A 25,943-nucleotide genomic window follows, 5' to 3' on the forward strand; every position below is an offset into this window, starting at 1 on the left:
ACTTCATTCGAAGTTTGGGGAGAAGTAGATGAACAGAGAAGTCCAGCACTGGCAGGTTATTTTTGACGGTCGAAAGCATCGTATGATTCATAATCATTTAGATACCGATCACCGCGTTCTGTCGAAGGGGCTGACGCACCAGCAGGCTTCAGCTATGGTTTCTGCAAAGAATGCTGATCACTCCCGTAAGGCTGTAGGCAATTTCATTACGGGTTTCATGCATGTATCGGCCGAGGCCGCAGGACACTGCGTAAAAACCGTTAAAGATGGCTACGACAAAGGCCGAAGGTAGTCATTCGCCTTGCTGTCGCTGTGAGTGGGTAAGACCCCGTTAACCTTGAAGCCGCAAGGCTGCCGCAAAGGTCGGGGACGGTGAGGCCAAGACCGGCGCGCCAGCCGGCCGTCCTCTCGTCGCCTTTCGGAGCGCCCTCCATGCATCGCCGCCAACTGATCCTTTCGGGCCTCGCCACCGCCGCCGGCGCCTCGTCGCTGGGCGCCTGCGCCTCGGCGCCGCCGCGCGATCCCAACTATCCGATCCGCTCAGACCAGACCGCCCAGGCCTACAGCTTCGATGAACTGGTTTCGGCCGGCTCGCGCGAGCTGGGCATCGCGGCCGAGGTCGTGGGCGGCGCGATCGAGCGTGTCTTCGCTGACCAGGGCGACCGCCCGACCGCCTATATCGCGGGCGAGGAAGGCTCCGGTGCCGTCGTCGTCGGCGCCCGTTATGGCCGCGGCGCCCTGCATATGAAGGACCTGTCGGCGTCTCAGGAAGTGTTCTGGCAGGGCGCGTCGGTGGGTTGGGACTGGGGCGGCAACGCCAGCCGCGTCTTCACCCTGGTCTATGGCCTGTACCACCCCGACATGATCTATCGCCGCTATCCCGGCATCGAGGGCTCGGCCTATCTGGTCGCGGGCCTGGGCGTGAACTATCAGCGCGCCGACGGCATCGTCCTGGCCCCCATCCGCACCGGCGTCGGCCTGCGCCTGGGCGCCAACGTCGGCACCATGAGCTACAGCCGTCAGCGCAATCTGCTGCCGTTCTAAGCGCGCTAAGCTCGCGACGCGGTCGCTTGCGGCTTGAGCGCGTGGCCGCTTCGCGGGTTAGCTCACCAATCGCAGCGGCGGCGGCGCGTCCATCAGCGTCGCCAGCCCCTCGCGCCAGCTGGGATAGGCGGGCCGCCAGCCCAGTTCGGCCTTGGCCAGGGCGTTCGAGACGCGCTTGGAATCCAGATAGAAGCGACGCATCGCCTCGCTGACGCTGTCGTCGGTCCAGTCCACCTGGGGCGGGCGGGGCAGGCCCATCCGATCCGCCGCCCATTCCATCACCACATCGGCGGGCGAGGGTTCGTCGTCGGTCAGATTGTAGGCGGCGCCCGGTCGCGGCTGCGCCATCGAGGCGAACAGGCCCGAGACGATGTCATCCACATGGATGCGGTTGAAGACCTGGCCGGGCTTTCTGACCAGTTTCGCCGTGCCTTCCCTCAACCGCTCGACCACGCTGCGCGCCGGCCCGTAGAAACCGGGCAGGCGGAAGATCTGGACCGTCAGCCCCATCCCCTGCGCCCCGTCCAGCCAATCGCGTTCGGCCCGGACGCGGCGTGCGCCCTCCAGATTGGCGGCGTTCAGAGGCCCGTCCTCGAACACCCATCCGCCGGCCCGGTCGCCGTAGACGGAGGTGGAGGAGACATAACCGATCCAGTCGGGCCAAGCGTCGCCCGCAAGAGGCCCCAGGGCCCGCAGACCGGGACAGCCTTGGGCGTCCGGCGCGGCTGTGATCAGCACGGCCGTCGCCGCTTCCAGCGCCGTCTTCAGGGCCGCCGTATCGCTGGGGTCGATGGCCATGATCCCGTCGGCCGCCAGGGCGCGGCGCCGCTCGGGATCGCGAGAGGTGGCGGTCGCGCGTCCGCCGCGCCTCATGGCCTCCAGCGCCGCCGCCCGTCCCAGATAGCCGCCGCCGAAGACCAGCAGATCGAGGGGAGGGGAGGCGATAGGCATTACGAAACTCAGGCCGTCAGAACTTGGGAAGGCGGCGCGTCGACTGCCGGTCGCGCCTCATTTTCCAGCGCCTCCGCCCGGCGTTGGTTCCAGGCGGACACGCACGGCACCCGACCCAGATCGGCCCGGTCGGCATAGCGGCGGGCGATTTCCGTCACCTCGTCCATCAGGCCTTGCGCCAGAGTGATCGGCTTGAGCCCCAGATCACGGAACTGATCGTTGGCGACGACCAGATCGTTCTCGTCGGCCTCCTGACGCGGATTGGCGACATTGTGGATTTCGGCGCCGGTCTTGTCGGCGATCATGGCCGCCAGATCGCGCACGCGGCGGCTCTCGGTCATCTGGTTCAGGATCTTGACCCGGTCGCCCCGCTTGGGCGGGTTCTTCAGCGCCAGTTCGACGCAGCGCACCGTGTCCTGAATATGGATGAAGGCCCGCGTCTGGCCACCCGACCCATGCACCGTCAGCGGATAGCCGACCGCCGCCTGCATCAGAAAGCGGTTCAGCACCGTGCCGTAATCGCCGTCATAGTCGAAGCGGTTGATCAGTCGTTCGTCCTGTTTGGTCTGTTCGGTCTGGGTGCCCCAGACGATGCCCTGGTGCAGGTCGGTGATGCGAAGATTGTCGTTGCGGGCATAGAACTGGAACAGCAGGGCGTCCTGCGTCTTGGTCATGTGATAGATGCTGCCCGGATTGGGCGGGAACAGGATTTCTTGCTCGGCGGGACCATTGTCGGTCTCCACCGTCACCTTCAGATAACCCTCGGGGATGCGCAGGCCCGCCGTGCCGTAGCCATAGACGCCCATCGTCCCCAGGTGCGCCAGGTGGACGTCCAAGCCGCTTTCGACGATGGCGGCCAGCAGATGGTTGGTGGCGTTGATGTTGTTGTCGACGGTGTACAGCTTGTGCCGCGCCGACTTCATCGAATAGGGGGCGGCCCGCTGCTCGGCGAAATGCACCACGCTGTCGGGTGCAAAGTCGCGGATCAGGGCGACCAGGCGGTCGAACTCCTTGCCCACCGTCATGTTGACGAAGCCGATGTCACGGCCGGACACGTCTTTCCACGCCTTGATCCGCTCGCCCATGGTGCGGATCGGCGTCAGGGACTGGACCTCCAGCTCGTTGTCGATGTTGCGGCGGCTCAGGTTGTCGACGATGGTCACGTCCCACCCTTCGGCCGACAGATGCAGGGCCGTGGGCCAGCCGCAAAAACCGTCGCCGCCCAGAACCAGCACGCGCATGGGATCGCCTCGTCGTCGTCTCAAAGGTCATGCCTAGCCCAGCCGTCGCGCTTGGCAAAGCGCCGCCGTGCAGGGTTCGGTGCGACGCATTGACGAATATCGCTTGGAAAGGCCGCTCACTCGGGTTAAGTCTCTGCCGTCTCCCACTCAATCGCAGCTTTACGGGCGCATACCCGGCTGTTCGCGGCTTGAGCCGGCCATGACGGTCGGTCCCCAAAGGACCGGCGCACCATGCGGGCGACAAGGCATTCCGACAGTTCGACAATCGGGGATCGGCCCCGAGCGAGACGGAACCACGAAACGGACGGAACCGGCCTTCAGGCTTTGGTCCGCCCCTGCACACGGTAGCGCGAATGAGAGATTTCAAGGGCATGAAGCGTCAGCGCGGACGCAATCGGAACAAGGCGGGCGCCAATAACGCCAACAACGCCAATCCGAATCGTTCGTGGGATTCGCAGGGCCCCGAGAACATCAAGGTCCGGGGCAACGCCCAGACGGTGTACGAGCGCTATCAGCAGCTGGCCCGCGATGCGGCCTCCAGCGGCGACCGGGTGCTGGCCGAAAACTATCAGCAGCACGCCGAGCACTATTATCGCGTCCTGCGCGCGCTCCAGCCGCAGCGGTCCTTCTCGGACATCGCCGCGCGCGAACAGTCCAACCAGGGCTTCGACATCGACTTCGAGGACGAATCGGGCGCCCAGGCCGCCGCCTTCGTCGCCGCCCAGCAGGCCGCCGACCGTCAGGCCGCAGAGGCCGCCGAACGCGCCGAGCAGAACCAGAACCGCGACCGCGACTACAATCGCGACCGGGACCGGGACCGGGATCGTGACAACCGCGACCGCGACCGCGATCAGAACCGCGATCGTGACCGTGACCAGAACCGCGACGGCCAGCAGCCGCGCGAACCCCGCGAGCCGCGCGAGGGCGACGAGGTCCGCGCCGAGGGCGAGGGCGGCGGTCGTCGCGAAAGCCGCCGCGAACGCTGGGAGCGTCGGCGCGAGGAACGCAATCGCCGCTTCGACAATCAGGACGGCGGCCAAGACGGCGCTGAGGGCGTAGCTCCTGCCTATGCCGAGGCCGACCGCGCCGAAGCCGTCAGCGAGGCGCCCGCCGCTGAAGCCCCTGTGACTGAAACGCCGAGCGTCGAGGCGCCGGCCGCCGATGAACGGCCCGCACGCCGTCCGCGCCGCACCGCCGCCGCTGTCGCGGCGGATGAGGGCGACGCCCCGACCGCCCTGCCGGGCTTTCTGACCCGCGCGCCGGCGTCGTCGGCCCCGGCCGAGCAGGCCGAAGGCGAGGCGGCCCCGCGTCGCCGTGCGCCGCGCCGCAAGCCCGAAGCCGCCGCAGCCAGCGAAGACTGATAGCAACCCAAGCGAGTATATTTACCTGAACGCAACCCCGGCGCGCCAAGATGGCGCGTCGGAGGGGCGTCATGGATTTCGTCTTGCTTGTCTTGTCCCTGGCGCTGGCGGGGACCTGCGCCGGGATCTGGCTCTGGCTTCAGGCGCACGGGGTCGCCGAGCGCCTGCGTCGTGAGAACGCTCGGCTCGAAGCCCGCATCGTGCAGCAGACCCAAGGCCTGCGCCACGCCCTGACGACGGCCGAGGGCGAGGTCGATCGCCTGACCGCCGAGCTGCGGACGCGGGACGAAATCATGCAGGCCCTGGGGCGCGAATTGCGCAACCCGCTGACCACCATCATGGGCTTCTCTCAATTATTGCGAGCCAACGACCAGGCCGACCCCCTGACCGCGCGTCAGGCTCAGTTCGTGCGTCAGATCGAGGCCGCGGCCGGCGTCCTGTTGGCTCTGATCGAGGAAAGCGAAGCCTTCATGGACGCTGACGGCGGCGGTTCGCCTTCGCTGCACCGCGTCGATCTGCGTCTGGCGCTGCGCCAGGTCTGCGATGGGCTGGAGGCGCAGGCGCGAGAAGCAGGGGTGACGCTGGCCTGTCCGCCGCCTGCCCACGGCCTGTGCGTCATGGCCGATCCGGGCCAGATCCGCCGCATCCTGCGCCGCTTGGTCGAGAACGCCCTGCGCCATTCGCCCGGCGGAGGCACGGTGCGCATGGAGATGTCGCGCGCCGAGGACCGGATCATCATCGCCATCCATGACGCCGGCATGAGTCTGACCGGGGCAGGCGACGACCGACCGTTCCGCCCGTTGGATGGTCGCGACGCCAGAGGCGGCACCGCCCTCGGCGTCGCCTCGGTCCAGCGGTTGACCGAGCGGATGGGCGGCGCCCTGACCATGGCGCGCGACCCCGGCGCGGGCGCGGTCTTTTCACTCAGCCTGCCGGCAGCCCCCGCGCCGGGTCTGGCGTCATCGCGTCAGGCGGTCGTGCTCTATATCGAGGACAATCCCGCCAACATCGCCCTGATGCGCCAGGCGGCGAGCGGCCTGGGCCTGACGCTGCACGCCGCGACGACGGGACCGGAGGGCTGGATCTGGCGCGCGCGCTCAGACCCGATATCATCCTGCTCGACATCGGCCTGCCGGACATGGACGGCTATGAGGTCAAGGCGCGGCTGGGCGTCGACCCCCTGACGCGCCACGTGCCGGTCCTGGCGCTGACGGCGGCCGTCTCGGCGCCGGACCGGGCGCGCGGCCGCGCCTCCGGCTTCGACGCCTGGCTGGCCAAGCCGCTGGATCTGGCGGCCCTGGCTGCGGCGCTGAATACGGCCCTGAATACGGCCTTGGGCGGCCCGGAGGTTGACGCCGACGGTCGCGAGAGGGCCTAAGAGGCTTAAGTCCGCCTGGTTGCCCCAAGGGAAGCGTCGATGTCCCGTTTCGTCTCGTTCCGCTCGCTCGCGCGTCGTCTGGCGCCGCTGGCCGTCCTGTGCGCCGTCGCCGCCTGCGCCTCGACCCCGCCGCCGCCACCCCCGCCGCCGTCCGGCGCATCGGGCGCGCTGATGGACTGGCGCGGCGTCATTACCTCCGGCGACCGGGACCGTTACCGCCGGGTCGACGCCGCCTGGACCCTGGCCCTGCAACAGGCCAAGCGTCAGCGCGGCTCCGGCGACTTGAACAGCCTGGGCGATCTGATCGACCCCAAGGCCGACCGGCCCGGCGTCGCGCCCCTGCCCGGCGACTATCGCTGCCGCACGGTCAAACTGGGCACCCAGGGGGGCGAGGACGGGCTCGGTTACGTCGTCTACGGCTGGTTCGCCTGCCGCATCGAACAGACGCCGAAAGGCTTGAAGTTCTCCAAGCTAACCGGCTCGCAGCGCCCCTCCGGCCTGCTCTTTCCCGAAGACGACCGCCATATGGTGATGCTCGGCTCGCTGGCCCTGGCGCAGGAGCCGGCCGCCAACACCTATGGCCGCAACCCCGACCGCGATTTGGTCGCCATCCTGCAACGCATCGGCGAGGCGCGGTGGCGCCTGGTCCTGCCGTGGCCCAACACCGAATCCAATCTGGACCTGATCGAGCTGGTCCCGGCGCCGCGCGGCTAAGGTTCGGCTGAACCTCGGGCGCCCTGTCACGTTCGGTCAGGGCAACCGATGGAGACGCTGATGCGCCGCACCCCTCTGGCCGTTCTGGCCCTGATGACCACCACGGCCCTGGCGGCCTGTGGCGACGACCGTCCCGCAAGCCCGGCCGCTCCCGCGACGCCGGCCGCTCCCGCTTCTCCGGCGACCTCTGCCTCTCCGGCCGATCCCGCCACGCCCGCTTCGGCAGCGGTGCCCCAGCAGCCCGCGACGTCCGCAGGCGGCATGCAGGGCGGAACCGACGACTGGCGTCAGGTCGCCAAGGCCGCCGATGCCAGCCTGCTTGGCCGGCTGGATCAGGCCTGGCGCATGGCCCGCGCCGAAGCCGAGGACGGCGGCTTCTCGCGTCAGGTCGAGGCTCTGGGGCCGCTCGCCGACCCGAACGCCGCCCAGACGGGCCGCATCCAACCCGGCCCCGGAACCTATCGCTGCCGCACCATCAAGATGGGCCGCCGTGTCGAGGGCCAGGGACTGGCCTATGTCGAATATCCCTGGTTCGCCTGTTCGGTCGAGCTGACGCCCGGCGGCGATCTGGTCCTGACCAAGACGACGGGATCGCAGCGCACGCGCGGCCTGATCTATCCCGACACCGACCGCCGCGCCGTCTATGTCGGCGCCCAGGCCTGGGGCGCCGACGAGAAGACCTTCCCCGCCTACGGCGACAAGGCCGAACGCGATCAGGTCGGCGTCATCGAACGCATCGGCCAGAACCGCTGGCGCTTGGTCCTGCCGTGGCCCAAGCAGGAAGCTAAGCTGGAGCTGCTCGAGATCACCGGCTAGCGCGCGCCGGTCGAGCGGGCGATCGCGGCGCGCATGCCCTCGGCGTGAAGCGCGCCTGACGGGGCGATCTTGGTGTTCGGCGTTTCGCTGGGTCCCAGATCGGCGGTGCGATCCTCCGGCCCGGTCCAGCTCGGGCTTTCGGCCTTGCGACGGACGGCCTCGCGCAGATTATCGGTCGCCGTCGCGGATGCCCCGCCGGATTCAGAGCCGGCTTTCCGCCGGTCCATCTCATTGGCGACGCGGGCGATGGCCTCGGTCAGCAGCGCCTTCTTTTCACGCGCGCCCGTATCCGGGCCGCTCTCTCCCGCACGAACGCGTCCTCGGATCTGACGCTGCACCCGGTCGCGCCGCGCGCGCAGCCGCCCGATCAGGTCGCGCAACTCCGCCTGCGAACGCTCGGCCAGCGCCTTCGTCTGTTCGACCATATCCGCCTCGTCGCGATCCAGCGCGCGCGGGTTTGGGGTCTTGGACATGACGGTCTCCCTTTCGATTGATGGGAAGACAGCGTCAGGACGCCAGGGCCGTTCCGGTTTGCGACCCTGGGTCACAGGGTCGTCCGAGGTCACACGCGCGTCAGTCTCAGGTCCTGATAGTCGTAGCTGAAGTCGATGTCGGGGCTGACCCCCTTCACCGTCGCGGTCGCCGGTTTGGCGGTCAGGATCGAGAAGGTGACGAAGGCGTCCTCCTCGCGCTTGTCCGGGAAACGGGTGCGGAAGGTCTCGCCGTCATACGGCTCCAGCCAGCCTTGCAGGGCGGGCGTATGGGTGAAGCTCAGCCACAGGCCGCTCTTGCGGTTGCGGCCGCGTCCCTCGGTCTTGGGCGCAATGACGATGTCGCCGTACCACGGGTCGCGCCAGGTTCCGGCGTAGGCTTCGAGCGGCATGGACGGGGGTGCGCCGGCCGCCTGTTTGGCGTCGATCTCGGCGGCGGCGGCGATGGATTTCGCATTGCCCTCGGCCTCCAGCTTTTTGGAGTCCGCGATCCAGTCCACATCGACCTTGCCCATGCAGATGTCGGTGATGCCGGACCGCAAGGCGCGCAGTAGGAAGCTCTCCTCGGCGTTGGAGAAGACGCTGAAGCCGGTCTTGCGGCCGGGGATCAGCACCGTGGCGGAAATCCCGCCGGGCGAGCCGCCGCCATGGCTGGCGATCCGCTCGCCGCGATAGTCCTGAACCTGCAGCCCCATGGCATAGGTCGAGGCGATGGATCGGTTGGGCAGTTCCGCTGTCGGTCCGGCCGACGACCCGACGATGATGTTGGGGCGATACATCTCGCGCGCCGCATCCTCGGAATACAGCCGTGTCCCGTCGGGCAGCTTGCCGTCGTTGAGCCGCACGGCGATCCATTTGGCCCAGTCGGTCGCGGTGGTGCAGATGCCGCCCGCCGCCGCCGCCGAATCCCAGTTCCAGACCTCGACGATGGACTTGGCGATCGGCGTCATCGCGCCCTGATAACGCAGCGGCGGCCCGACCCGGCCGTGGGGCAGGGCGGACTTGGACGCATCGGCCAGACGCGCCAGCGGCACGGTTTCGGTCATCCCAACCTTGTCCAGGATACGCGTCTGGACGAAGGCCTCCCAACTCATCCCCGACACGGCCTCCAGCACCGCGCCCGCGACCACGAACATCAGGTTGCAATAGTGGTATCGCGCCCGGAACCCGTCCTCGATCGGCACGAAGGCCGCCTGGGCCAGCACCTCGGCGCGGGTGCGGTCCGAGTTGGGCCAGAACAGCAGGTCGCCGGCGCCCAGGCCGAACCCGGCCCGGTGGCTCAGCGTATCGCGCACCGTGATGTGCTCGCCGATGTAGGGATCGGACAGGGTGAAGCCGGGCAGATAGGTCCGGACCGGTTCGTCCCACTTCACCTTGCCCTCGTCGACCAGGATGGCCAGGGCGGCGGCGGTGACGTTCTTGGTGTTGGAGGCGATGGCGAACAGGGTGTGCTCATCGGCCCGCGCCGGCTCGCCCTGAACCTTGACGCCATAACCGCGCGCCAGAACAGTCGCCCCGTCCTTGACCACCGCGACGCCCAGCGCCGGCTGATCGGGCCAGGCCGCCATGCACTTGGCCACATAGGCGTCCACCGCCGCCGCCAGCGACGCATCATCGTTCGCCGGCGCGCTCTGAGCTGTCGTTTGGGCGAACACTGGCCCCGCCGCCAGCGCCGCCGCGCCTCCGGAAGCGAACAGGGTGCGGCGCGACAGACGAAGGGACATGGCGAACTCCAGCAAAGACCGCCGGACGCTAGCGCCCCGCCCGCCCAAGGCCAAGTGCTGCTGACAAAAGGGGATTGACGATAAATATAAGCACTTATATATAAGCCCTCATGTTGTCTGCATCACCCACACTCGGAACGCTATTGCGCCATCTGATCGATCTTCTGGATGGAGAGGTCGAGGCGGCCTATGCGGCCTCTGGCCTGAATTGGCGTCCCCGCTACACGCCGATCCTTCGCGTCCTGATGCGCGACGGCGGGCAGTCGATCAAGACCATCGCGCAGCAGATCGGCATCAGCCATTCGGCCGTCAGTCAGACCGTGACCCAGATGGTCAAGGACGAGCTGGTTCTGCTGAAGCCCGGCGCCGACGCGCGCGAGCGGATCGTGATGCTGACCGCCAAGACCGAAGCGATGATCCCGCGGCTGAAACGTCAATGGTCGGCCGTGAACCAGGCGGCCGAGACGCTGGACCATGAGCTGTCGGCGCCCCTCTCCGGCGTGGTCAAGGAGGCCATCGCCGCCCTGACGGATCAACCCTTCGGCCAACGCATTCAAGCCGCTGCAAAGACGCAGTCGGCCGTCTAACCTCAACCCCTCCACCGGAATCTGTCATGCAATCCAAGCTGCTTAGCGCCGCTGCGATGGCGCTCGCCCTGATGGGCGTCCAAGGCGTCGTTCCCGACAAGGCCCACGCTCAGGCCCGCCCTCCCGTCGTTTCGTCCGCGCCGGTCGAACTGTCCGCGACCCAGCGCGCTGCGGTCCTGAGCGCGATCCGACAGGCGGTTCGGTCTTCTTACGTCTTTCCCGACCGGGTGCCGGCGATCCTTGCTCGGTTGGACGCCGCCCAGACGTCCGGCCGCTACGACGTGTCCTCGCCCAACGAACTGGCGGGGCTGATCAGCGGCGACCTGAGAGAAGTCAGTCAGGACGGTCACGTCTATCTGGAATATGCGCCCGATCGCTTCGCCGCCGCCTCGGCCGGCGCCGACGCGACCCAAGCCCTCTCAGAGATCGACGCCGCCGCCGCCCGTCGCGACAACCACGGTCTCAGCGCCATGGAAATCCTGCCCGGCAACGTCCGCTATCTGAAAATCGACGCCTTCCATTGGGTCTCGGACGAAACGGGCCGCGCCTACGACGACGCCATGCGGTTCCTGAAGGGCGGCGACGCGGTCATCATCGACCTGCGGGGCAATGGCGGCGGAGCGTCCGAGGCGGTCCAGTATCTGGTCAGCCACTTCCTTCAGGCCGGGACGCTGGAGATCACCTTCCTGAAGGCCGGGCAAGAGCCGGTGCAGACGCGCGCGCTCGACAATCTACCCGCCGGGCGACTGAACGGCACGCCCCTGTATGTACTGATCGACCAGGCCTCGGCCTCTGCGGCGGAATCCTTCGCCTATGACGTTCAGCAGTTCAAACTCGGCCGGCTGGTGGGAGCCAAGACGGCGGGCGCCGCCAACAACAATGACTTCTTGCCCATCGCGCCGAGCTTCATGCTCAGCCTGTCGGTCGGCCGACCCGTTCACGCGGTCAGCGGCGGCAACTGGGAGGGCGTCGGCGTGGCGCCGGACACCCCGACTTCCTCCGTCCAGGCGCTGGACGCCGCCCAGGCCGAGGCCCTGCGCGGCTTGCTGTCGACGACGACGTCAGACGCCGCCAAGACGGACTACGCCTGGGCCCTGACTGCGGTCGAGGCGCGCCTAAACCCGCCCGTGACCGACGCCGCCCTGCTGCAATCCGCGCCCGGCGCCTATCGCAACTATGTGGTCACGATGCAGGACGGCACCCTGGTCGTCGCCCGGCCCGGCCACCCGCTGTGGCCCGCGCCGCGCAAGCTGCAAGCGCTGACCGCCGACGGCCTGTTTGCAGTCGAGGGTCTCGGCGTCCTGCGCATCGGCTTCAAGGACGGCGCCCTGCAACTGTGGTGGAAGGACGAGCCCGCGCCGCGCACCATCCCGAAGACCTGAGGTCTCTACGCCAGTCGCCAGCGTTGCAGCTTTTCCAGCACGTCGGCGACGATCTGGTCGCGGGTGAAGCCGGTGATGTCGTGCGGGCGCTCGCCTTGGCCGGTCTGGGCGGTCAGTCGCCATTCCAGCAAGCGACGGCCTTCGGGCGTCTCGCGCTGGGTCACGGCGGGACGCGGTCGCGAGCGGGCGCCCAGGCGATAGATGAAGGTGCGCTCGCCCTGTTTGACCGTCAGCCAGGCGTCGCCGTCGTCGCGCCCGATCTCGGACTTCGCCGCCTCGGCCTCCATGGCGGCGTGAACCGTTTCCAGCGCGGGCAGGCCGTGGCGCTCGATCTCATCGTTGATGTCGCTGCGGCTGGCCGGGGCTAGGATGCGTTTCAACTGCTGCGCCAGGGGTGCCCCTTCGGTCTCGAGGCTGCGGCCCGCGAGGTCGGCGTTCATCTGGCGCACCAGGCCGATCGACAGCAGGATCATGATCAGGACGAAGGGCAGGGCGGCGGCCAGGGTGGCGGCCTGCAGCGCGCCCAGCCCGCCCGCCAGCAGCAGGGTGGCGGCGATCAGACCCAGCAGCAGGCACCAATAGATCCGCTGCCAGCGCGGCGTGTCGTCGGCCCCGCCAGAGGCGATGGTGTCGATCACCAGGGCGCCGGAATCGGCCGAAGTGACGAAGAAGACCGCCACCAGAAGGATCGCCAGACCCGAGGTGAAGGCCGCGCCCGGCAGCAGCTCCAGGAAGTAGAACAAAGCGGTCGACAGGTCGGCCGAGACGGCCTTGGAAATCGCACCCGCCGCCTGCCCCATGTCCAGGCTGATCGCCGTATTGCCGAAGACGGTCATCCACAGGAAGGTGAAGCCGGCCGGCGCCAGCAGCACGTTCAGCAGGAACTCCCGCACCGTTCGCCCGCGCGAAATCCGGGCAATGAACATCCCCACGAACGGCGACCAGGCGATCCACCAGGCCCAGTAGAACAGGGTCCAGTCCGCCATCCAGGCGCGCGGCTCATAGGCGTAGAGGGTGAAGGTCCGCTCGACGAAATGGCTGAGATAGAAGCCGAAGTTCTGGACCAGCGCCTTGAACAGGAAGCCGGTCGGCCCGACCACCAGCACGAACAGCATCAACAGCACCGCCAGAATCAGGTTCAGCTCGGACAGCCGGCGCACCCCCTTGCCGACCCCGCTCATGACCGAGGCGGTCGCCGCCGCCATGACCACGACGATCAGCCCGACCTGAACCCAGGCGGTGTTGGGAACGCCCAGCAGATAGGTCAGGCCGCTGTTCATCTGCGACACGCCGAAACCCAGAGACGTGGCGATGCCAAAGGCCGTGCCCCAGATGGCGAAGATGTCGACCGCATCGCCGATCGGCCCGTTGACGCGCCTGCCCAGCAAGGGCGACAGCCCCGACCTCAGCGTCAGCGGCAGACCCTTGCGGTGGGCGAAGAAGGCCAGGCTGAGGCCCACCAGCGCATAGATCGACCAGGCGTGCGCCCCATAGTGGAAGAAGGTGATGCCCATGGCCTGACGCGCGGCGTCGAAGGTGCGGCCGGCGCCCTCGGGCGGATTGATATAGTGCTGGATCGGCTCGGCGACGCCGAAATACATCAGGCCGATCCCCATGCCGGCGGCGAACAGCATGGCCAGCCAGGACAGATAGGGAAAGTCCGGCTCGGCGTCGTCAGGGCCCAGCTTCAGTGCGCCCGTGGGGCCGATCGCCAGCACCAGCACCAGCCCCACGAAGGCGGCGACCGAGGCGATATAGAGCCAGCCGAAGGTGTCGATCACCCAGGCCTGAACGCTCTGGAACAGGCGGTCGGATTCTCCCGGCGCGACGATGGCGACAAGGAGCAGCAGCGCGATGATGGCGCTCGCGCCCCAGAACACGCGGGGGTTCATCTTCGTGGTCAGCATCGGGTCAAAGCGTATGGCGAAGCTGACAGTTCCCAGCTTGGCCACAACCGCGCCGTCTCGATGAAGAAGATGTAACTTTGCGATTCAAAGTAACGTCGATAGTCAGGCTTATCGACGGGCGCAAACAGACGTCCGCGCACTCTTTCAGGATCGCCGGGGTATGACCTCTTCCAAACTCGTTCTCATGCTGGGTGCGGCCGCCGTCGCCCTGCCCGGCGCCGCTCTGGCCCAGAACCAGACGCCGTCTCAAACCCCGCCGCCGGCGACGACGAGCCAGCCGGCCGCCCAGACCCCGGCGACGACGGCCCAGACGCCCGCGCCGCGCACTCAGACGGCCGAACCGGCCCAGCAACAGCAGCCCGCCAGCGTCGGCGACGTGGTCGTCAACGCCCGCGCCAATGACGTGCGCACCTCGATCGACTCGGTCAGCTACAGCCTGGCCAACGACCTTCAGGCGACGACGGGCAGTCTGGCCGACGCGCTGCGCAACGTGCCGTCGGTGGACGTGGACCCGGAGGGCAATGTGTCGCTTCGCGGCGACGCCAATGTCACCATCCTGGTGGACGGCCGCCCGTCAGGCATCCTGACCGGCCCCGGTCGCGGCCAGGCCCTGATCCAGCTGCCGGCCAGCCAGTATGCCCGCATCGAAGTCATGACCAATCCATCCGCCGCCTATAGCCCCGAGGGTTCGGGCGGGGTCATCAACCTGATCACCAAGCCCACGGCGCCCAAGCCGGGCACCCAGACGACCGGCTCGCTGCGCGTCAACGTCGGCGACAACGGCCGCTGGAACGCGGGCCTCAGCGGCTCGTACCAGAAGGATCGCCTGACCCTGTCGGGCGACGCCAGCTATCGCTCCGATCCGACCGAACTGACCTTCAACCGCGTCCGTGAACAGCTGGATCCGGTCACCGGCGCGGTGGTGTCGACCACGACCGTCGAACAGCCGGTCGAGTCCGAGCAGAACGGCGCCTTCGCCCGCTTCACCGCCGAATACAAGCTGGACGACAAGACCCAGCTGACCGGCGAACTGCGCGGCGTGGCCTTCGACGGCACAGGGTCGGGCGACGGCCTTTATGAAACCCGCAACGCCGCCGGCGCGGTGACCAGCGCCTATCGCCGGGTCGGCGATTCCGACTTCAACTTCAACAACTGGGGCGCCACGGCGCGCGTGCTGCGTCGCTTCGACGGCGACGGTCATGAATGGTCCAACGAGCTGCGCTACGATTCCAACGCCAACGACACCACCAGTCAGACCCTGACCACCTTCCTGACCCCGGCGGGCGCGGCTCTGTATGAGCGGACAAACACGGAAGTCGATCAGGTCACCTGGGGCTTCACCAGCGCCTATACCCGCCCGATGTCCGACGGCGGCAAGCTGCGCCTGGGCTATGAGCTGAACGCCCAGCGGCCCGAGCAGGACGCCGAGTTCCTGCGCGGTCCCTCGCAGGCGGCCTTGGCGCCGGTGCCGGCCCTGAACAACCGTTTCGAAGCGACCCAGACGGTGCATGCCCTCTACACCACTTACGAGCGGCCACTGGGCGAGAAGCTGTCGGCCCAGCTGGGCCTGCGGCTTGAGCAGGCGGACATCGAGATCAAGGATCTGACCGGCGGCGCCTCGGCGTCCCAAAACTATTTCCGCGCCTATCCGACCGCCCACGTCCAGTATCAGCTGACGCCCGAACAGACCCTTCGCGCCAGCTATTCGCGCCGCATCCAGCGGCCCCAGCCCAGCCAGCTGAACCCGTTCGTCGTCTATCAGGACCCGCTGAACGTCCGCTCGGGCAATCCGGATCTGGAGCCGCAGGAGACCGACAGCTTCGAGGCCATGTGGCAGATGCGAAAGGGCCAGAGCTTCTATCAGGCCACCGCCTATCTGCGGAACACCGACAAGGCCTTCACCGACGTGGCGTCCGATATCGGCGGCGGCGTCTTCCTGACCCGTCCGGAAAACCTGGGCTCGCGTCGCGACCTGGGCGTGGAGGCGACGGCGAACGGGCGCCTGCATCCGACCCTGCGCTATAGCGCCAGCGTCAACGTCTTCCGTCAGGAGATCGACTCGGGCGCTGTCGTCGGCGGCGGCGACCGCGAGGCGACCCTGGCCAGCGGCCGTCTCAGCCTGAACTGGCAGCCGACCGCCAAGGACTTCGTCCAGCTCTCCAGCTTCTGGCAGGGCGACAGCCTGTTGGCGCAGGGCCGGCGCGAAGCGGGCGGCATGGTCAATCTGGGCTATCGCCGGAAGCTGAGCGAGCAGCTGTCGTTCAACTTCACCGCGCGCGATCTGTTCAATACCTTCAACACCACGACCATCTACGAGACGCCGCAGTTCCGCGAACGCTCGGAGCAGGACATCAAGCTGCGGGCTTTCTACATCGGCCTGACCTGGAACTTCGGCGGTCCGCGCCGCCAGCCGGAACAGTTCGACTTCTCGACCGGCCCGACCGGGGGCTGAAAACTCCGGTCCTCGACCCCTTGTGTGCCTGATTGGCCACACCATCTCGGTTTCACAGACCCGCGGCGTCGCTTCCTGAAAGGGCGTCGCGGGCGAAATCCGCCTGATGAGGGGACCTTTATGAATCTCGAACTCTATTCCGACCGCGCCAAACAGGCCGTTCAGTCGGCCCAGTCGCTGGCCCTGGCCCGCCGTCACCAGCAGTTCGCGCCCGAGCATCTGCTCAGGGTGCTGCTGGAGGAACGCGACGGCCTGGCCCGCAATCTGATCACCGCCGCCGGGGGCGACGCCCGCCGCGCCGAGGCCGATATCGAAACCGCGCTGAAGAAGCGCGCCCAGGTCACCGGCGGCTCGGGCCAGCTCTATCTGGACGGCGACACCGCGCGCGTCTTCGCCGCCGCCGAGGAGGCGTCCAAGACCGCCGGCGACGCCTTCGTCACCACCGAACGGCTGCTGGCCGCGCTGGCCAAGGAAGGCGGGGTCGCCGCCGAGGTGTTGAAGGCCTCGGGCGTCACCGCCGACAAGCTGGAGACCGCCATCGCCGAGGTGAGGAAGGGCAAGACCGCCGACAGCGCGGGGGCCGAGGACGGGTACGACGCCTTGAAACGCTATGCCCGCGACCTGACCCTGGCCGCCCGCGACGGCAAGATCGACCCGGTCATCGGCCGCGACGAAGAGATCCGCCGCACCATCCAGGTCCTGGCTAGGCGGACCAAGAACAACCCCGTCCTGATCGGCGAACCCGGCGTGGGCAAGACCGCGATCGTCGAGGGTCTGGCCCTGCGCATCGTCAACGGCGACGTGCCCGAATCCCTGCGCGACAAGACCGTCATGGCGCTGGACATGGGCTCCCTGATCGCCGGCGCGAAGTACCGCGGCGAGTTCGAGGAGCGCCTGAAATCCGTCCTGTCCGAGGTCTCTGCGGCCGAGGGCGGCATCATCCTGTTCATCGACGAGATGCACACCCTGGTCGGCGCCGGAAAGGGCGACGGCGCCATGGACGCCTCCAACCTGCTGAAGCCCGCCCTGGCGCGCGGCGAGTTGCACTGCGTGGGCGCCACGACCCTGGATGAATACCGCAAGCACGTCGAAAAGGACGCCGCCCTGGCCCGCCGCTTCCAGCCGGTCATGGTCGAGGAGCCGACGGTCGAGGACACCGTCTCCATCCTGCGCGGACTGAAGGAGAAGTACGAGGTCCACCACGGCGTGCGCATTTCCGACAGCGCGATTGTGGCCGCAGCCACTTTGTCGAACCGCTACATCACCGACCGCTTCCTGCCGGACAAGGCCATCGACCTGATCGACGAGGCCGCCAGCCGCGTGCGCATGGCCGTGGATTCCAAGCCCGAGGCCCTGGACGAGATCGACCGCCGCCTGGTCCAGCTCAAGATCGAACGCGAGGCCTTGAAGAAGGAAACCGACCAGGCCTCCCAGCACCGTCTGGAAAAGCTGGAGGACGAGATCGCCGATCTGGAAGGCCAGTCCGACGACCTGACCAGCCAGTGGAAGGCCGAAAAGGACAAGGTCGGCCAGGGCGCCCAGCTGCGTGAAACCCTGGACCGCCTGCGTCTGGAACTCGCCAACGCCCAGCGCGCCGGCGATCTGGGCCGCGCGTCAGAGATCGCCTATGGCCAGATCCCCCAGATCGAGAAACAGCTCGAAGAAGCCGAGGCTGAGGAAACCAGCGCAAAAGGCCCCCTGACCCCCGAGGTCGTCGACGCCGAACAGATCGCCGCTGTCGTCAGCCGCTGGACTGGCGTGCCCGTCGACAAGATGCTGGAGGGCGAACGCGAGAAACTGCTCCAGATGGAGACCGCGCTCGGCGGTCGCGTGGTGGGTCAGGACGAGGCGCTGGCCGCCGTCTCCGACGCCGTGCGCCGCGCCCGCGCCGGCCTGAACGACCCCAACCGTCCGCTGGGCAGCTTCCTGTTCCTGGGCCCGACCGGCGTGGGCAAGACCGAACTGACCAAGGCTCTGGCCGACTTCCTGTTCGACGACGAGGCGGCCATCACCCGCCTGGATATGTCGGAATATATGGAGAAACACAGCGTCTCCCGCCTGATCGGCGCCCCTCCCGGCTATGTCGGCTATGACGAGGGCGGCGCCCTGACCGAGGCCGTGCGTCGTCGCCCCTATCAGGTCGTCCTGTTCGACGAGGTCGAAAAGGCCCACCCCGACGTCTTCAACGTGCTGCTGCAAGTGCTCGACGACGGCCGCCTGACCGACGGGCAGGGACGCACCATCGACTTCCGCAACACCCTGATCATCATGACCTCCAACCTGGGCAGCCAGTATCTGGCCGATCAGGGCGAGGGGGACGATGTGGAGGCCGTGCGCCCCTTCGTCATGGACGCCGTGCGCGCTCACTTCCGGCCCGAGTTCCTGAACCGGATCGACGAGATCATCCTGTTCCACCGCCTGGGCCGCGACCAGATGGGCGGCATCGTCCGCATCCAGCTGTCACGCTTCGAGAAGCTGCTCGCCGACCGCCGCCTGACCCTGGACCTGGACGACAGCGCCCTGGCCTGGCTCGCCGACCGCGGCTACGACCCCGCCTATGGCGCACGACCCCTGAAACGCGTCATCCAGAAGGACCTGGTCGACCCGATCGCGAGGAAGTTGCTGGCCGGCGAGATCGAGGACGGCGGGGTGATTGCGGTCACCGCCGGCGAGGGCGGGTTGGAGATCGGGAAGATGCGGGTGCATTGAAGCTGCTCAGAGCTATGCCTGACTAATGTCAACGTCGGCGCGAGCCGTCTCAGCGGCCGGGCCGCAGCGGGCGGCGGGCGGCGTGCGACCCTCACCCTTTCGCGCAAGGACGACGGCATCGCCGTCGTGCGCTCAAGCCCTCTCCGAATGGGAGAGGGGAGACCAAAACCTGATCCTTCTCCCGTTGGGAGAAGGTGGCCGCGAAGCGGTCGGATGAGGGTCGGATGCCGAAGTCGGCGTGAGCCGTCGCAGCGGTCGGGCCGCAGCGGATGGCGGGCGGCGGACGACCCTCACCCTTTCGCCGTACCGATCGCTACGCTATCGGAGGCTCAAGCCCTCTCCCGATGGGAGAGGGTGTCCGGAACTAAACGGGAACATTAACGCTTTAGGTCTGTCTGACTTTAGGAGGCTACAATGGCCAAGAATGAGCAGACCGGCGAGAAGGCCGGTAAATCCGCGTCCAAGGTTTTGCGGGACGACCGAACAGGCAAGGACTCGAAAAGCGCGGCGGGTTCGGCCCTTTCGCAACGTCCCGACAAGAAAAAATAGGCTCTGATCCTTCTCCCCTTGGGAGAAGGTGGCCGCGAAGCGGACGGACGAAGGTCGGGTGTCGAAGTCGGGGTGAGCCGTCGCAGCGGTCGGGCCGCAGAGGATGGCGGGGGGCGGACGACCCTCACCCTTTCGCCTTGCCGCTCGCTGCGCTCTCGGAGGCTCAAGCCCTCTCCCTCTGGGAGCACGAAGGCCTGAAGAATCATGAATTGCCTGGTGTCCCAAAAATGGACGGCAATTCAGATTGTTATCTCATTTCTGAACGCTGCCTTTGGTCGCTGTCAGAGAGGCTTTCCGGGTCCATTTGGGATCACTTAGGACGACTTACGACCACCGTTAGTGGCACGGTGGGTGGTCTGTCTGGCGTGGGAAGTGCTGCTCGAACCTCGAACTTTGAACGAGGTAGAGAATGACAAACCACGAGAACAGGAAGGGCAATCGCGCCCGCTTGACGCGCAAGCTGATCGACAAAGCGCAAGCCGATCATGTGCGGGGAAAGCGGGTGCGCCTATGGGACACAGACGTGCCCCAACTGTACGTCCAGATCACGCCCGGAGGCTCCGCCAGCTACTACATTCGCTATCCTAGGGCTGACGGCAGCAAGAATGACTTTCGGCTGTGCGCAGCTTCCATTCCGCCCGAAGACGCCCGCCGTGGAGCGCTTCAGCGGTTGGCTGCGCTGCAACTGGAAGGAATTGATCCCGCCGTTGAACGTCGTGACGACATTGCAGCCGCGAAACGTGGAAAGGTGGAAACGGTCAGCGCGCTGGCGGAGTTGTTTGACGAAGCCCACCCGCATTTTTCGGAGGGGGATAAGAGGGCGAGAAGCTACCTGCTGGGGCGTTTTGTGTTGCCACGCATAGGCGATCGTCCCTTCAGGGAAATTTCGAAACCTGAGATGAAGGATTTGGTTCGCAGCATCCAAAGCCAGATTGCGACAGATGCCCGCCATCCCCGATTCAATGGGCATTCCACAGCCAACCAAATCCAGTCCATTGTCCGCAGAATGTACAACTGGGCGATCTCTGATCGGGAGTGGTTGTCCGAAAACCCCGCGTCGTTCCCGGCCCTCTTTGAAGACAATCTGGAACAACGTCCCGAGTACTTTGATCCGGATTCATTTGCCAAAATCTGGCATGCGAACGTCGCACGCGCCACCGGTAAGGACACGCGGATCAGTGTCGCGCTTGCGACGCTGCTCTATCTGGTGACACTCCAGCGGCCCGTTGATGTTGCTCGCGCGCAGCGGGAGCATATCAATTTGTCTGAGGCCACCTGGATTGTTCCGAAACATCTGACCAAGAAAAAGCGGAAGCCCTACTATGTGCCTTTGACTCCGCTGGCTATGCGGTTGATCCAGGCGCAGATGGAGCGCAGCTCCAGCACGTATCTCTTCCCGACATGCGGACGCGGCGACCACCTCTTGAGGGGGTCGATGGGAGGTGCCTTTATGGCCATGCGCAACCAGATGGTTGAGGCTGGCGAACTTCCGTCGAAAGAACTGCAATTGTACGACGGTCGACGATACGGACGCACTGTCATTGAAGAAGACTTGGGCTTTCCGGAGCGTGTCGCCGAGCACGTCATCAACCACTACGATGAAAACCAGCCTTCGCGCCGCTACAACGTTCGTACAATGCGTGAGAAGGTGCGGGCCGCTCAGAATGCCTGGAGCGATGAAATCGCTCGAATGGTGGGGCCGCACGCGTTTAGCCCTGCGCCTTCGGACAAGCAGTAACGTCCCGGAAGCAAGTTTCTCCTGCCGCAAATTCCGACAAAAACTGTCAATGCATTTGAGGCAGCCCCAGGCGCCGCGTGTCAGAGATTCTGACATGCGGCGTCCTACAATTGGTGAGGCCTCATCCCTTCAATTTGGGCAACGTTCATATGGCCCCAAAGCCCCACATCCACGAGCACCGATCGCGCTGCCAGCGCCTGACGGCGCGCTGATGTTTAGGCCGGCGGGGTACGAGGACGCCGCCTCTCAGGTATGCGAGGCGGCGTGAAATTGATGGAGCCGTCGAGTGAAGGGTTCGCGCGTCGGGGAGGCTAACCACGATCCGTGGATTGCACCGATCGCAACGGGCGCGTCGGTCGCCGCAGCGTCATCGGGGAGTGGTCAGCGGCATAGGAGATGCGAACGGTGCGCGCTTCGCGGGTGTTGGACACCATTTGAGCGGCCATGTGTTCCATGAGGTCGGACAGGCGATAGCGCGGATCGCGCCGCAAGGCGGCCGAGTAGCGAGGGCCGTGGCCGCGAAGGCGCCATTTCGAAAGCGTCTCGACCTTCACACCGATGTAGGCGGCGGCTTCTTCGGCTGTCAGCCAGCGGTTCTCCAGCGGGCTCAGGCTAGGCGCATCACGTTCGTCGTTCTTCATGGCTTCTCCTTGCTTCGTTGCACATCTCCTGTGGGTCAGTGCGAGTTAATAGTGAGATTTACGAAAACTTAACCGAAAACGTTAGTCAAGAAAAAATAGCAAAAACTAGACGATTTGTTGGTTAATTCAGTATTATCGTAAACAAAATCTACATTGAATCGTGATTATCGCGGAATGTATTCGCGAAAGCAGTTCTCCAAGAAATCAGCAATCACCTGCCAAGGTCTGCTCGGAGACGGGTCAATAGCCGCCTTTCGCTTCACCTCAGCCAAGAGCGCTTCCCGCTCCATGTAGGCCGCAACGGCAGCATATTGCGCGCGTCGTTCAGGCGCCCCTCGCTGGCTCAGTCGGACGACCTCTTCAAGACTGCGGTTACTTTTCAGGCGATTAGCCTGGTCGCTGATGACCCTGACATTGCCAGGCTGATAGCCTTTGGCGGGATTGATCCGATCAAGAGAGGGGGAACTGGCGGACCTCGCCGTACCCACGGTCAAGGGCAGACCAAGAACGGGGCAACGGCGCGGCATGGAGATGTCCTGACGCCGAAGCGTATAGGGCACGCCCTGACGGACAGCGCGCTGACGTGCTCGCGTCAAAAGCGCGGATGTGGGACGAGTTTTACGCGCAACGCTAAGGTAGCCGCGCATGTAGGCAGCATTGCAGCTTCGGCAGGTTCGGCGTTGGCTCGGCTTTCCATGGAGCGGACAAGTCGGTTGATCCGGTTTAACGTCATTCATAGAGGCACCTCCATTCATGTATTGGTGCTATTTATCAAATATGGTGCTATTGGTCAATCATGAATTCTGAGCGCGACACAAGCCCCTCCGGCGCCGTCGTTACTGGGGCGCAGTTGCGCGCAGCGCGCGGGCTTTTGAATATGTCCGTGTCCGATCTGGCTGAGCGTACGGGGCTGGCGCTGAACACCGTTCGAAAGGCCGAAAGCACCAACGCCGCTGCGCCCGTCACAACGGCAAATGCACGGTTGCTTGTTGCAACTTTGGAAGACGCTGGTGTCGTATTCATCCCTGCAGGAATGCTCGGAGCCGGAGTGCAGCTACGCTTTCCGGACCAGGAGCCACTGAAGCGACGGCGCGATTATAAAGGCGAGTAGGGCCAAACTGCTGCGACCCTCACGCAGTTGCATCGTCGACGGTTTCCCCGTAACGAAATTCGATCGGGGAATTTCGATTTGCCACGCTTGTTCCGTTTCCTTTGCGTTTGCCTGGGCGTGACCGTCATGGTCGCGGTGCAGATGCATGGCGTGCAGAATAATCAGCACAGGATCGAACACGGCCTTCAGTTCCCTGGCGTTTCCTATGAAGACACGGCCGATCTGGCTCACGACCATGACCACGGTCACAGCCATGACGCGGCGACGAACGACGATGGCTCGGCTAACCCTCAGGCGATGGATGTCGCCGATGAAAGCGGCAAATCCCCTCTCAGCCATCACCATCACAGCGGGGGCGACATTCATGTGGCCCTGGCGACGCCTGTCCATCCGACCGGCGCGGGCGTGGTGACCTCGCTCGACCTTGGCCCGGCGCCCGACGCCGTGCCGCCCGGCGCCGTTCTCGACGCGCCGCTCCAACCTCCCAGACAGAACGCTTGATCGCCTGAAAAGCTGATCCTGCGCGGCCTCGCGGCCGTGCGCGTCCTGTTGGAGACATCCCTTGAAACCTTCCCAATCCGGCGTTGTCGGATGGCGAGGGCGAGGCGCGGCCGTATCCGCCCTCGCGCTCGCCCTGGCTGCGGCATGGTCGCCGCCCGCCATTGTGCTTGCCCAGTCGCCGGCTTCTGCTGAAGCCGCATCTGGCCGGGCGCTCACCCTTGAAGGCGCGCTGCGGCGCGCCGCCGCCGCCGATCCGGCGCGACCGGGCCTCGACGCGCGCCTGCGCGGCGTTGAGGCCGGCGTTCGCCAGGCCGGCCTTCGCCCCAATCCGACCTTGGGTCTGATGGTCGAAAACTTGCCCACCCTGGGCGGCGGCGACATTCTGGGGCGAACAGAAACCACCCTGACGTATGAGCAGAAGCTAGAACGGGGAGGCGATCGATCCGCCCGCACCGGCCTGGCGCAAAGCGAAGGCCTGCTGATCACGGCCCAGGCCCAGATCGGGCAACTGGATCGCCTCGAACTTGTGCAGCGCGCCTGGGTCGACGCCATGGCGGCAGAAGCCCAGCTGGAGATCGCACGGGAGCGGCTTTCGCTCGCGGAACGCTTCCAGACGGAAGTTCAGCGTCGCGTGAACGCGGCCCGCGATCCCCTGTTCGCGGGGGCGCGCGCCGAGGCCGAACTGGCCCAGGCCCAGATCGATTTCGATCAGGCCGAGATCGCCGTTCGCGTCGCGCGCATCGTCCTGGCCAAATTCTGGGACGGCGCCGCCGACTTCCGCATGGGGGCCTCCGACTTCGAGGACACCAGCGCCGCTCGCGTCGCCGCCGGCGCTGTGGCCCAGGCGGACCTTGAAGCCTTCCGCGCCCGCCAGGCCATCGCCGACGCCCAGGTTCGCCTGGAGCAGGCCCGCGCCGTGCCCGATCCCACGGTCAGCGTCGGCGTACGGCACATCTGGGACAATGAGGTGGCTCTGGTCTTTGGCGGGTCCGTACCGCTGCAACGCTACGACCGGAACCAGGGCGCTATCGACCGCGCCCGCGCTGACGGTCTGGCGGCCCAGGCCGATCAGAACGCCCTGCGCCTGGAGCGCGAGCGGGAAATCGCCCGCCTTCAGGGGCAGCTTCTGGCCCGCGCCAATGAAGCCCGGCGCATCGCCGAGGAAACCCAGCCCCAGGCTGAACGGGCCGTTGTCCTGGTCCGCGAGGGCTTCGCGCGCGGCGGCTTCACCTACAACGACGTGATGAGCGCCCATGCGGCCCTGCTGCAGGCCAAGGCCCGTCGCGTCGCGGTGCTGCAGACCTTCCACAACGACCGCGCGCGGCTCGACCGCCTGACCGGCGCGCACGCCGACCTGCTCGGCCTGGAGACCCAACCATGAAGACGTCCCGCACTTCCGCGACTGCGCTCGGCTGCGTCCTGGCCGCCGTCGCCCTGACGCTGGCCGCCTGCGGCGGCGGCGACAAGGCCGCCAAACCTGAAGGCGAGGCGGCGGCCGCCGCCGACTACGAACGCGGACCGCACAACGGTCGTCTGCTTCGCGACGGCGACTTCGCCATCGAGGTGACCATCTACGAGGAAGGGCCGGAACCCCTGTTCCGCCTCTATCCCTACCTGAACGACAAGCCGCTCGACCCCAAGCAGGTGCAGGCGAACATCGCCCTGAGCCGCCTGGGGCCGAAGGTGGATCGCTTCACCTTCACGCCTGCGAACGACTACCTGGCCAGTCCGGGCGTCGTGTCCGAGCCCCACTCGTTCGATGTGGCGGTCAGCGCCGTTCGTGCGGGCAAGCGCTCGGCCTGGACCTATCAGTCCTATGAGGGTCGGACGGTCATCAGCGCCGACGCAGCCCAAGCCGGCGGCGTCACCACCCAGCAGGCCGGCCCCGCCGTTCTCGGCGAGAGCCTGCCGCTCAGCGGCCGCGTCGAGATCACGCCGGAGGGCCAGGCCGAGGTTCACGCCCGCTATCCGGGCCGGGTGATGTCGATGACCGTGGAACTGGGCCAGCGCGTCTCGCGTGGGCAGGTCGTCGCCCGCGTGGAGTCGAGCGAAAGCCTCCAGACCTATTCGGTCACCGCGCCCATCTCGGGCGTGATCACCGCCAAGAACGTCAACCCCGGCTCCATCACCGGCGGCGGCGCCCCCATGCTGACGATCGGCGACCCGACCCGGCTTCACGCCGAGTTCTTCCTCTATCCGCGCGACGCCGAACGCGTTCGCGTCGGTCAAAGGATCGAGATCAAGAGCCAGGCGGGCGAGCACACGGCCAGCGGCGTCATCGAGGCGATCCTGCCGGCCGACGATGTGCTCAGCCAGACCCTCGTCGCCCATGTCGAACTGCCCTACCAGGGCGGCGTCTGGCGGCCGGGTCTCGGGGTTTCGGGACTGGTCCAGGTCGGCCAGGGCGAGGTTCCGCTGGCGGTGCGCACCAAGGCGCTGCAGCCGTTCCGCGACTTCACTGTGGTCTACGCCAAAGTCGGCGACACCTATGAGGTGCGCATGCTCGACCTGGGCCGTCGCACCGAAGAGTGGACCGAGGTCCTGGGCGGCATCGAGCCCGGCACGACCTATGTCGTCGACGGCGCCTTCCTCATTCGCGCGGACATCGAGAAGTCCGGCGCGAGCCACGACCACTAGGGGGATGCG

At 66.6% G+C, this 25,943-nt stretch carries 23 protein-coding genes; 17 read left to right on the plus strand and 6 right to left on the minus strand.

What is annotated here, in order from left to right:
* Positions 1 to 28 precede the first annotated feature (28 nt).
* Both E7T10_RS04230 and E7T10_RS04235 read left to right on the plus strand, forming a co-directional pair.
* On the plus strand, positions 29 to 292 hold the full coding sequence (locus tag E7T10_RS04230; protein WP_137720863.1) for a hypothetical protein: 264 nt from the start codon (positions 29 to 31) through the stop codon (positions 290 to 292).
* Positions 293 to 432: 140 nt separating this feature from the next.
* Entirely contained in the window at positions 433 to 1,044 is a 612-nt protein-coding gene (locus E7T10_RS04235; protein WP_017506335.1) for a DUF1134 domain-containing protein, read from the plus strand.
* A 57-nt stretch (positions 1,045 to 1,101) separates the two neighbouring features.
* On the opposite strand, the gene E7T10_RS04240 is transcribed toward E7T10_RS04235, so the two are convergent.
* Together E7T10_RS04240 and E7T10_RS04245 are read right to left on the minus strand one after the other, a co-directional pair.
* Positions 1,102 to 1,995: an SDR family NAD(P)-dependent oxidoreductase gene (locus tag E7T10_RS04240; RefSeq protein WP_137720864.1), complete on the minus strand. Its 894-nt coding sequence runs from the start codon at positions 1,993 to 1,995 to the stop codon at positions 1,102 to 1,104.
* An 8-nt stretch (positions 1,996 to 2,003) separates the two neighbouring features.
* Positions 2,004 to 3,236: an NAD-dependent epimerase/dehydratase family protein gene (locus E7T10_RS04245; protein WP_137720865.1), complete on the minus strand. Its 1,233-nt coding sequence runs from the start codon at positions 3,234 to 3,236 to the stop codon at positions 2,004 to 2,006.
* Between the two features lie 353 nt (positions 3,237 to 3,589).
* On the opposite strand from E7T10_RS04245, the gene E7T10_RS04250 reads away from it, so the two are divergent.
* The 5 genes from E7T10_RS04250 to E7T10_RS04270 all read left to right on the plus strand — a co-directional run bounded on the left by E7T10_RS04250 (position 3,590) and on the right by E7T10_RS04270 (position 7,505).
* On the plus strand, positions 3,590 to 4,597 hold the full coding sequence (locus tag E7T10_RS04250; RefSeq protein ID WP_137720866.1) for a DUF4167 domain-containing protein: 1,008 nt from the start codon (positions 3,590 to 3,592) through the stop codon (positions 4,595 to 4,597).
* A 71-nt stretch (positions 4,598 to 4,668) separates the two neighbouring features.
* Positions 4,669 to 5,781: a HAMP domain-containing sensor histidine kinase gene (locus tag E7T10_RS04255; RefSeq protein WP_168189883.1), complete on the plus strand. Its 1,113-nt coding sequence runs from the start codon at positions 4,669 to 4,671 to the stop codon at positions 5,779 to 5,781.
* Positions 5,709 to 5,975 (plus strand): response regulator, encoded by a 267-nt coding sequence (locus tag E7T10_RS15675; RefSeq protein WP_246846139.1) that lies wholly within the window; start codon positions 5,709 to 5,711, stop codon positions 5,973 to 5,975. Before E7T10_RS04255 ends, E7T10_RS15675 begins: the two co-directional genes overlap by 73 nt.
* 39 nt (positions 5,976 to 6,014) lie before the next feature.
* Positions 6,015 to 6,689, plus strand: coding sequence for a DUF4893 domain-containing protein (locus tag E7T10_RS04265; RefSeq protein ID WP_137720869.1), 675 nt, complete (start codon positions 6,015 to 6,017; stop codon positions 6,687 to 6,689).
* A gap of 60 nt (positions 6,690 to 6,749) precedes the next feature.
* A complete protein-coding gene (locus tag E7T10_RS04270) occupies positions 6,750 to 7,505 on the plus strand; it encodes a DUF4893 domain-containing protein (protein WP_210416144.1) in 756 nt (251 codons plus the stop codon).
* On the opposite strand, the gene E7T10_RS04275 is transcribed toward E7T10_RS04270, so the two are convergent.
* Both E7T10_RS04275 and E7T10_RS04280 read right to left on the minus strand, forming a co-directional pair.
* Positions 7,502 to 7,978, minus strand: coding sequence for a hypothetical protein (locus tag E7T10_RS04275; protein WP_137720871.1), 477 nt, complete (start codon positions 7,976 to 7,978; stop codon positions 7,502 to 7,504). The genes E7T10_RS04270 and E7T10_RS04275 overlap by 4 nt on opposite strands.
* Positions 7,979 to 8,067: 89 nt before the next feature.
* A complete protein-coding gene (locus E7T10_RS04280; RefSeq protein WP_137720872.1) occupies positions 8,068 to 9,720 on the minus strand; it encodes a serine hydrolase in 1,653 nt (550 codons plus the stop codon).
* A 143-nt stretch (positions 9,721 to 9,863) separates the two neighbouring features.
* Here E7T10_RS04280 and E7T10_RS04285 point away from each other — a divergent pair, with 143 nt between their 5' ends.
* Together E7T10_RS04285 and E7T10_RS04290 are read left to right on the plus strand one after the other, a co-directional pair.
* The gene (locus E7T10_RS04285; RefSeq protein WP_246846094.1) at positions 9,864 to 10,307 is read left to right on the plus strand and encodes a MarR family winged helix-turn-helix transcriptional regulator; all 444 of its coding nucleotides are present in this window, start codon (positions 9,864 to 9,866) and stop codon (positions 10,305 to 10,307) included.
* A gap of 26 nt (positions 10,308 to 10,333) precedes the next feature.
* Complete coding sequence (locus E7T10_RS04290) at positions 10,334 to 11,689, plus strand: S41 family peptidase (RefSeq protein WP_137720874.1); 1,356 nt, start codon at positions 10,334 to 10,336, stop codon at positions 11,687 to 11,689.
* 5 nt (positions 11,690 to 11,694) lie between these two features.
* Here E7T10_RS04290 and E7T10_RS04295 read toward each other — a convergent pair whose 3' ends face one another.
* A complete protein-coding gene (locus E7T10_RS04295; RefSeq protein WP_137720875.1) occupies positions 11,695 to 13,596 on the minus strand; it encodes a BCCT family transporter in 1,902 nt (633 codons plus the stop codon).
* A gap of 160 nt (positions 13,597 to 13,756) precedes the next feature.
* On the opposite strand from E7T10_RS04295, the gene E7T10_RS04300 reads away from it, so the two are divergent.
* From E7T10_RS04300 to E7T10_RS04310, 4 genes are all read left to right on the plus strand, one after another.
* Complete coding sequence (locus tag E7T10_RS04300) at positions 13,757 to 16,048, plus strand: TonB-dependent receptor domain-containing protein (RefSeq protein ID WP_210416145.1); 2,292 nt, start codon at positions 13,757 to 13,759, stop codon at positions 16,046 to 16,048.
* A 120-nt stretch (positions 16,049 to 16,168) separates the two neighbouring features.
* The gene (clpB, locus tag E7T10_RS04305) at positions 16,169 to 18,757 is read left to right on the plus strand and encodes an ATP-dependent chaperone ClpB (protein ID WP_137720876.1); all 2,589 of its coding nucleotides are present in this window, start codon (positions 16,169 to 16,171) and stop codon (positions 18,755 to 18,757) included.
* Between the two features lie 414 nt (positions 18,758 to 19,171).
* A complete protein-coding gene (locus E7T10_RS16000) occupies positions 19,172 to 19,306 on the plus strand; it encodes a hypothetical protein (RefSeq protein WP_256371847.1) in 135 nt (44 codons plus the stop codon).
* 409 nt (positions 19,307 to 19,715) lie between these two features.
* Positions 19,716 to 21,044, plus strand: coding sequence for an integrase arm-type DNA-binding domain-containing protein (locus E7T10_RS04310; protein ID WP_046653310.1), 1,329 nt, complete (start codon positions 19,716 to 19,718; stop codon positions 21,042 to 21,044).
* A 311-nt stretch (positions 21,045 to 21,355) separates the two neighbouring features.
* Here E7T10_RS04310 and E7T10_RS04315 read toward each other — a convergent pair whose 3' ends face one another.
* A complete protein-coding gene (locus E7T10_RS04315) occupies positions 21,356 to 21,685 on the minus strand; it encodes a helix-turn-helix domain-containing protein (RefSeq protein ID WP_125901467.1) in 330 nt (109 codons plus the stop codon).
* An 883-nt stretch (positions 21,686 to 22,568) separates the two neighbouring features.
* On the opposite strand from E7T10_RS04315, the gene E7T10_RS04320 reads away from it, so the two are divergent.
* The 4 genes from E7T10_RS04320 to E7T10_RS04335 all read left to right on the plus strand — a co-directional run bounded on the left by E7T10_RS04320 (position 22,569) and on the right by E7T10_RS04335 (position 25,934).
* Positions 22,569 to 22,796 (plus strand): hypothetical protein, encoded by a 228-nt coding sequence (locus E7T10_RS04320; RefSeq protein WP_232464046.1) that lies wholly within the window; start codon positions 22,569 to 22,571, stop codon positions 22,794 to 22,796.
* A gap of 87 nt (positions 22,797 to 22,883) precedes the next feature.
* Positions 22,884 to 23,297 carry a hypothetical protein gene (locus E7T10_RS04325; RefSeq protein ID WP_246846095.1) on the plus strand — a complete coding sequence of 138 codons (414 nt, stop codon included), beginning with the start codon at positions 22,884 to 22,886 and terminating at the stop codon, positions 23,295 to 23,297.
* A 61-nt stretch (positions 23,298 to 23,358) separates the two neighbouring features.
* Complete coding sequence (locus tag E7T10_RS04330; RefSeq protein WP_137720877.1) at positions 23,359 to 24,678, plus strand: TolC family protein; 1,320 nt, start codon at positions 23,359 to 23,361, stop codon at positions 24,676 to 24,678.
* Complete coding sequence (locus E7T10_RS04335; RefSeq protein WP_125901471.1) at positions 24,675 to 25,934, plus strand: efflux RND transporter periplasmic adaptor subunit; 1,260 nt, start codon at positions 24,675 to 24,677, stop codon at positions 25,932 to 25,934. Before E7T10_RS04330 ends, E7T10_RS04335 begins: the two co-directional genes overlap by 4 nt.
* Positions 25,935 to 25,943 lie beyond the last annotated feature (9 nt).

This window comes from Brevundimonas sp. SGAir0440 (assembly GCF_005484585.1).
Taxonomy (GTDB): Bacteria; Pseudomonadota; Alphaproteobacteria; order Caulobacterales; family Caulobacteraceae; genus Brevundimonas.

Excerpts from the sequence above, each read along its gene's own strand:
- E7T10_RS04335 (WP_125901471.1), top strand. The coding sequence starts at position 24,675 with ATGAAGACGTCCCGCACTTCCGCGACTGCGCTCGGCTGCGTCCTGGCC.
- clpB (WP_137720876.1), top strand. The coding sequence starts at position 16,169 with ATGAATCTCGAACTCTATTCCGACCGCGCCAAACAGGCCGTTCAGTCG.
- E7T10_RS04240 (WP_137720864.1), bottom strand. The coding sequence starts at position 1,995 with ATGCCTATCGCCTCCCCTCCCCTCGATCTGCTGGTCTTCGGCGGCGGC.
- E7T10_RS16000 (WP_256371847.1), top strand. The coding sequence starts at position 19,172 with ATGGCCAAGAATGAGCAGACCGGCGAGAAGGCCGGTAAATCCGCGTCC.
- E7T10_RS04290 (WP_137720874.1), top strand. The coding sequence starts at position 10,334 with ATGCAATCCAAGCTGCTTAGCGCCGCTGCGATGGCGCTCGCCCTGATG.
- E7T10_RS04255 (WP_168189883.1), top strand. The coding sequence starts at position 4,669 with ATGGATTTCGTCTTGCTTGTCTTGTCCCTGGCGCTGGCGGGGACCTGC.
- E7T10_RS04315 (WP_125901467.1), bottom strand. The coding sequence starts at position 21,685 with ATGAAGAACGACGAACGTGATGCGCCTAGCCTGAGCCCGCTGGAGAAC.
- E7T10_RS04250 (WP_137720866.1), top strand. The coding sequence starts at position 3,590 with ATGAGAGATTTCAAGGGCATGAAGCGTCAGCGCGGACGCAATCGGAAC.
- E7T10_RS04245 (WP_137720865.1), bottom strand. The coding sequence starts at position 3,236 with ATGCGCGTGCTGGTTCTGGGCGGCGACGGTTTTTGCGGCTGGCCCACG.
- E7T10_RS04280 (WP_137720872.1), bottom strand. The coding sequence starts at position 9,720 with ATGTCCCTTCGTCTGTCGCGCCGCACCCTGTTCGCTTCCGGAGGCGCG.
- E7T10_RS04295 (WP_137720875.1), bottom strand. The coding sequence starts at position 13,596 with ATGCTGACCACGAAGATGAACCCCCGCGTGTTCTGGGGCGCGAGCGCC.
- E7T10_RS04310 (WP_046653310.1), top strand. The coding sequence starts at position 19,716 with ATGACAAACCACGAGAACAGGAAGGGCAATCGCGCCCGCTTGACGCGC.
- E7T10_RS04275 (WP_137720871.1), bottom strand. The coding sequence starts at position 7,978 with ATGTCCAAGACCCCAAACCCGCGCGCGCTGGATCGCGACGAGGCGGAT.
- E7T10_RS04230 (WP_137720863.1), top strand. The coding sequence starts at position 29 with ATGAACAGAGAAGTCCAGCACTGGCAGGTTATTTTTGACGGTCGAAAG.
- E7T10_RS04270 (WP_210416144.1), top strand. The coding sequence starts at position 6,750 with ATGCGCCGCACCCCTCTGGCCGTTCTGGCCCTGATGACCACCACGGCC.
- E7T10_RS04300 (WP_210416145.1), top strand. The coding sequence starts at position 13,757 with ATGACCTCTTCCAAACTCGTTCTCATGCTGGGTGCGGCCGCCGTCGCC.
- E7T10_RS04235 (WP_017506335.1), top strand. The coding sequence starts at position 433 with ATGCATCGCCGCCAACTGATCCTTTCGGGCCTCGCCACCGCCGCCGGC.
- E7T10_RS04265 (WP_137720869.1), top strand. The coding sequence starts at position 6,015 with ATGTCCCGTTTCGTCTCGTTCCGCTCGCTCGCGCGTCGTCTGGCGCCG.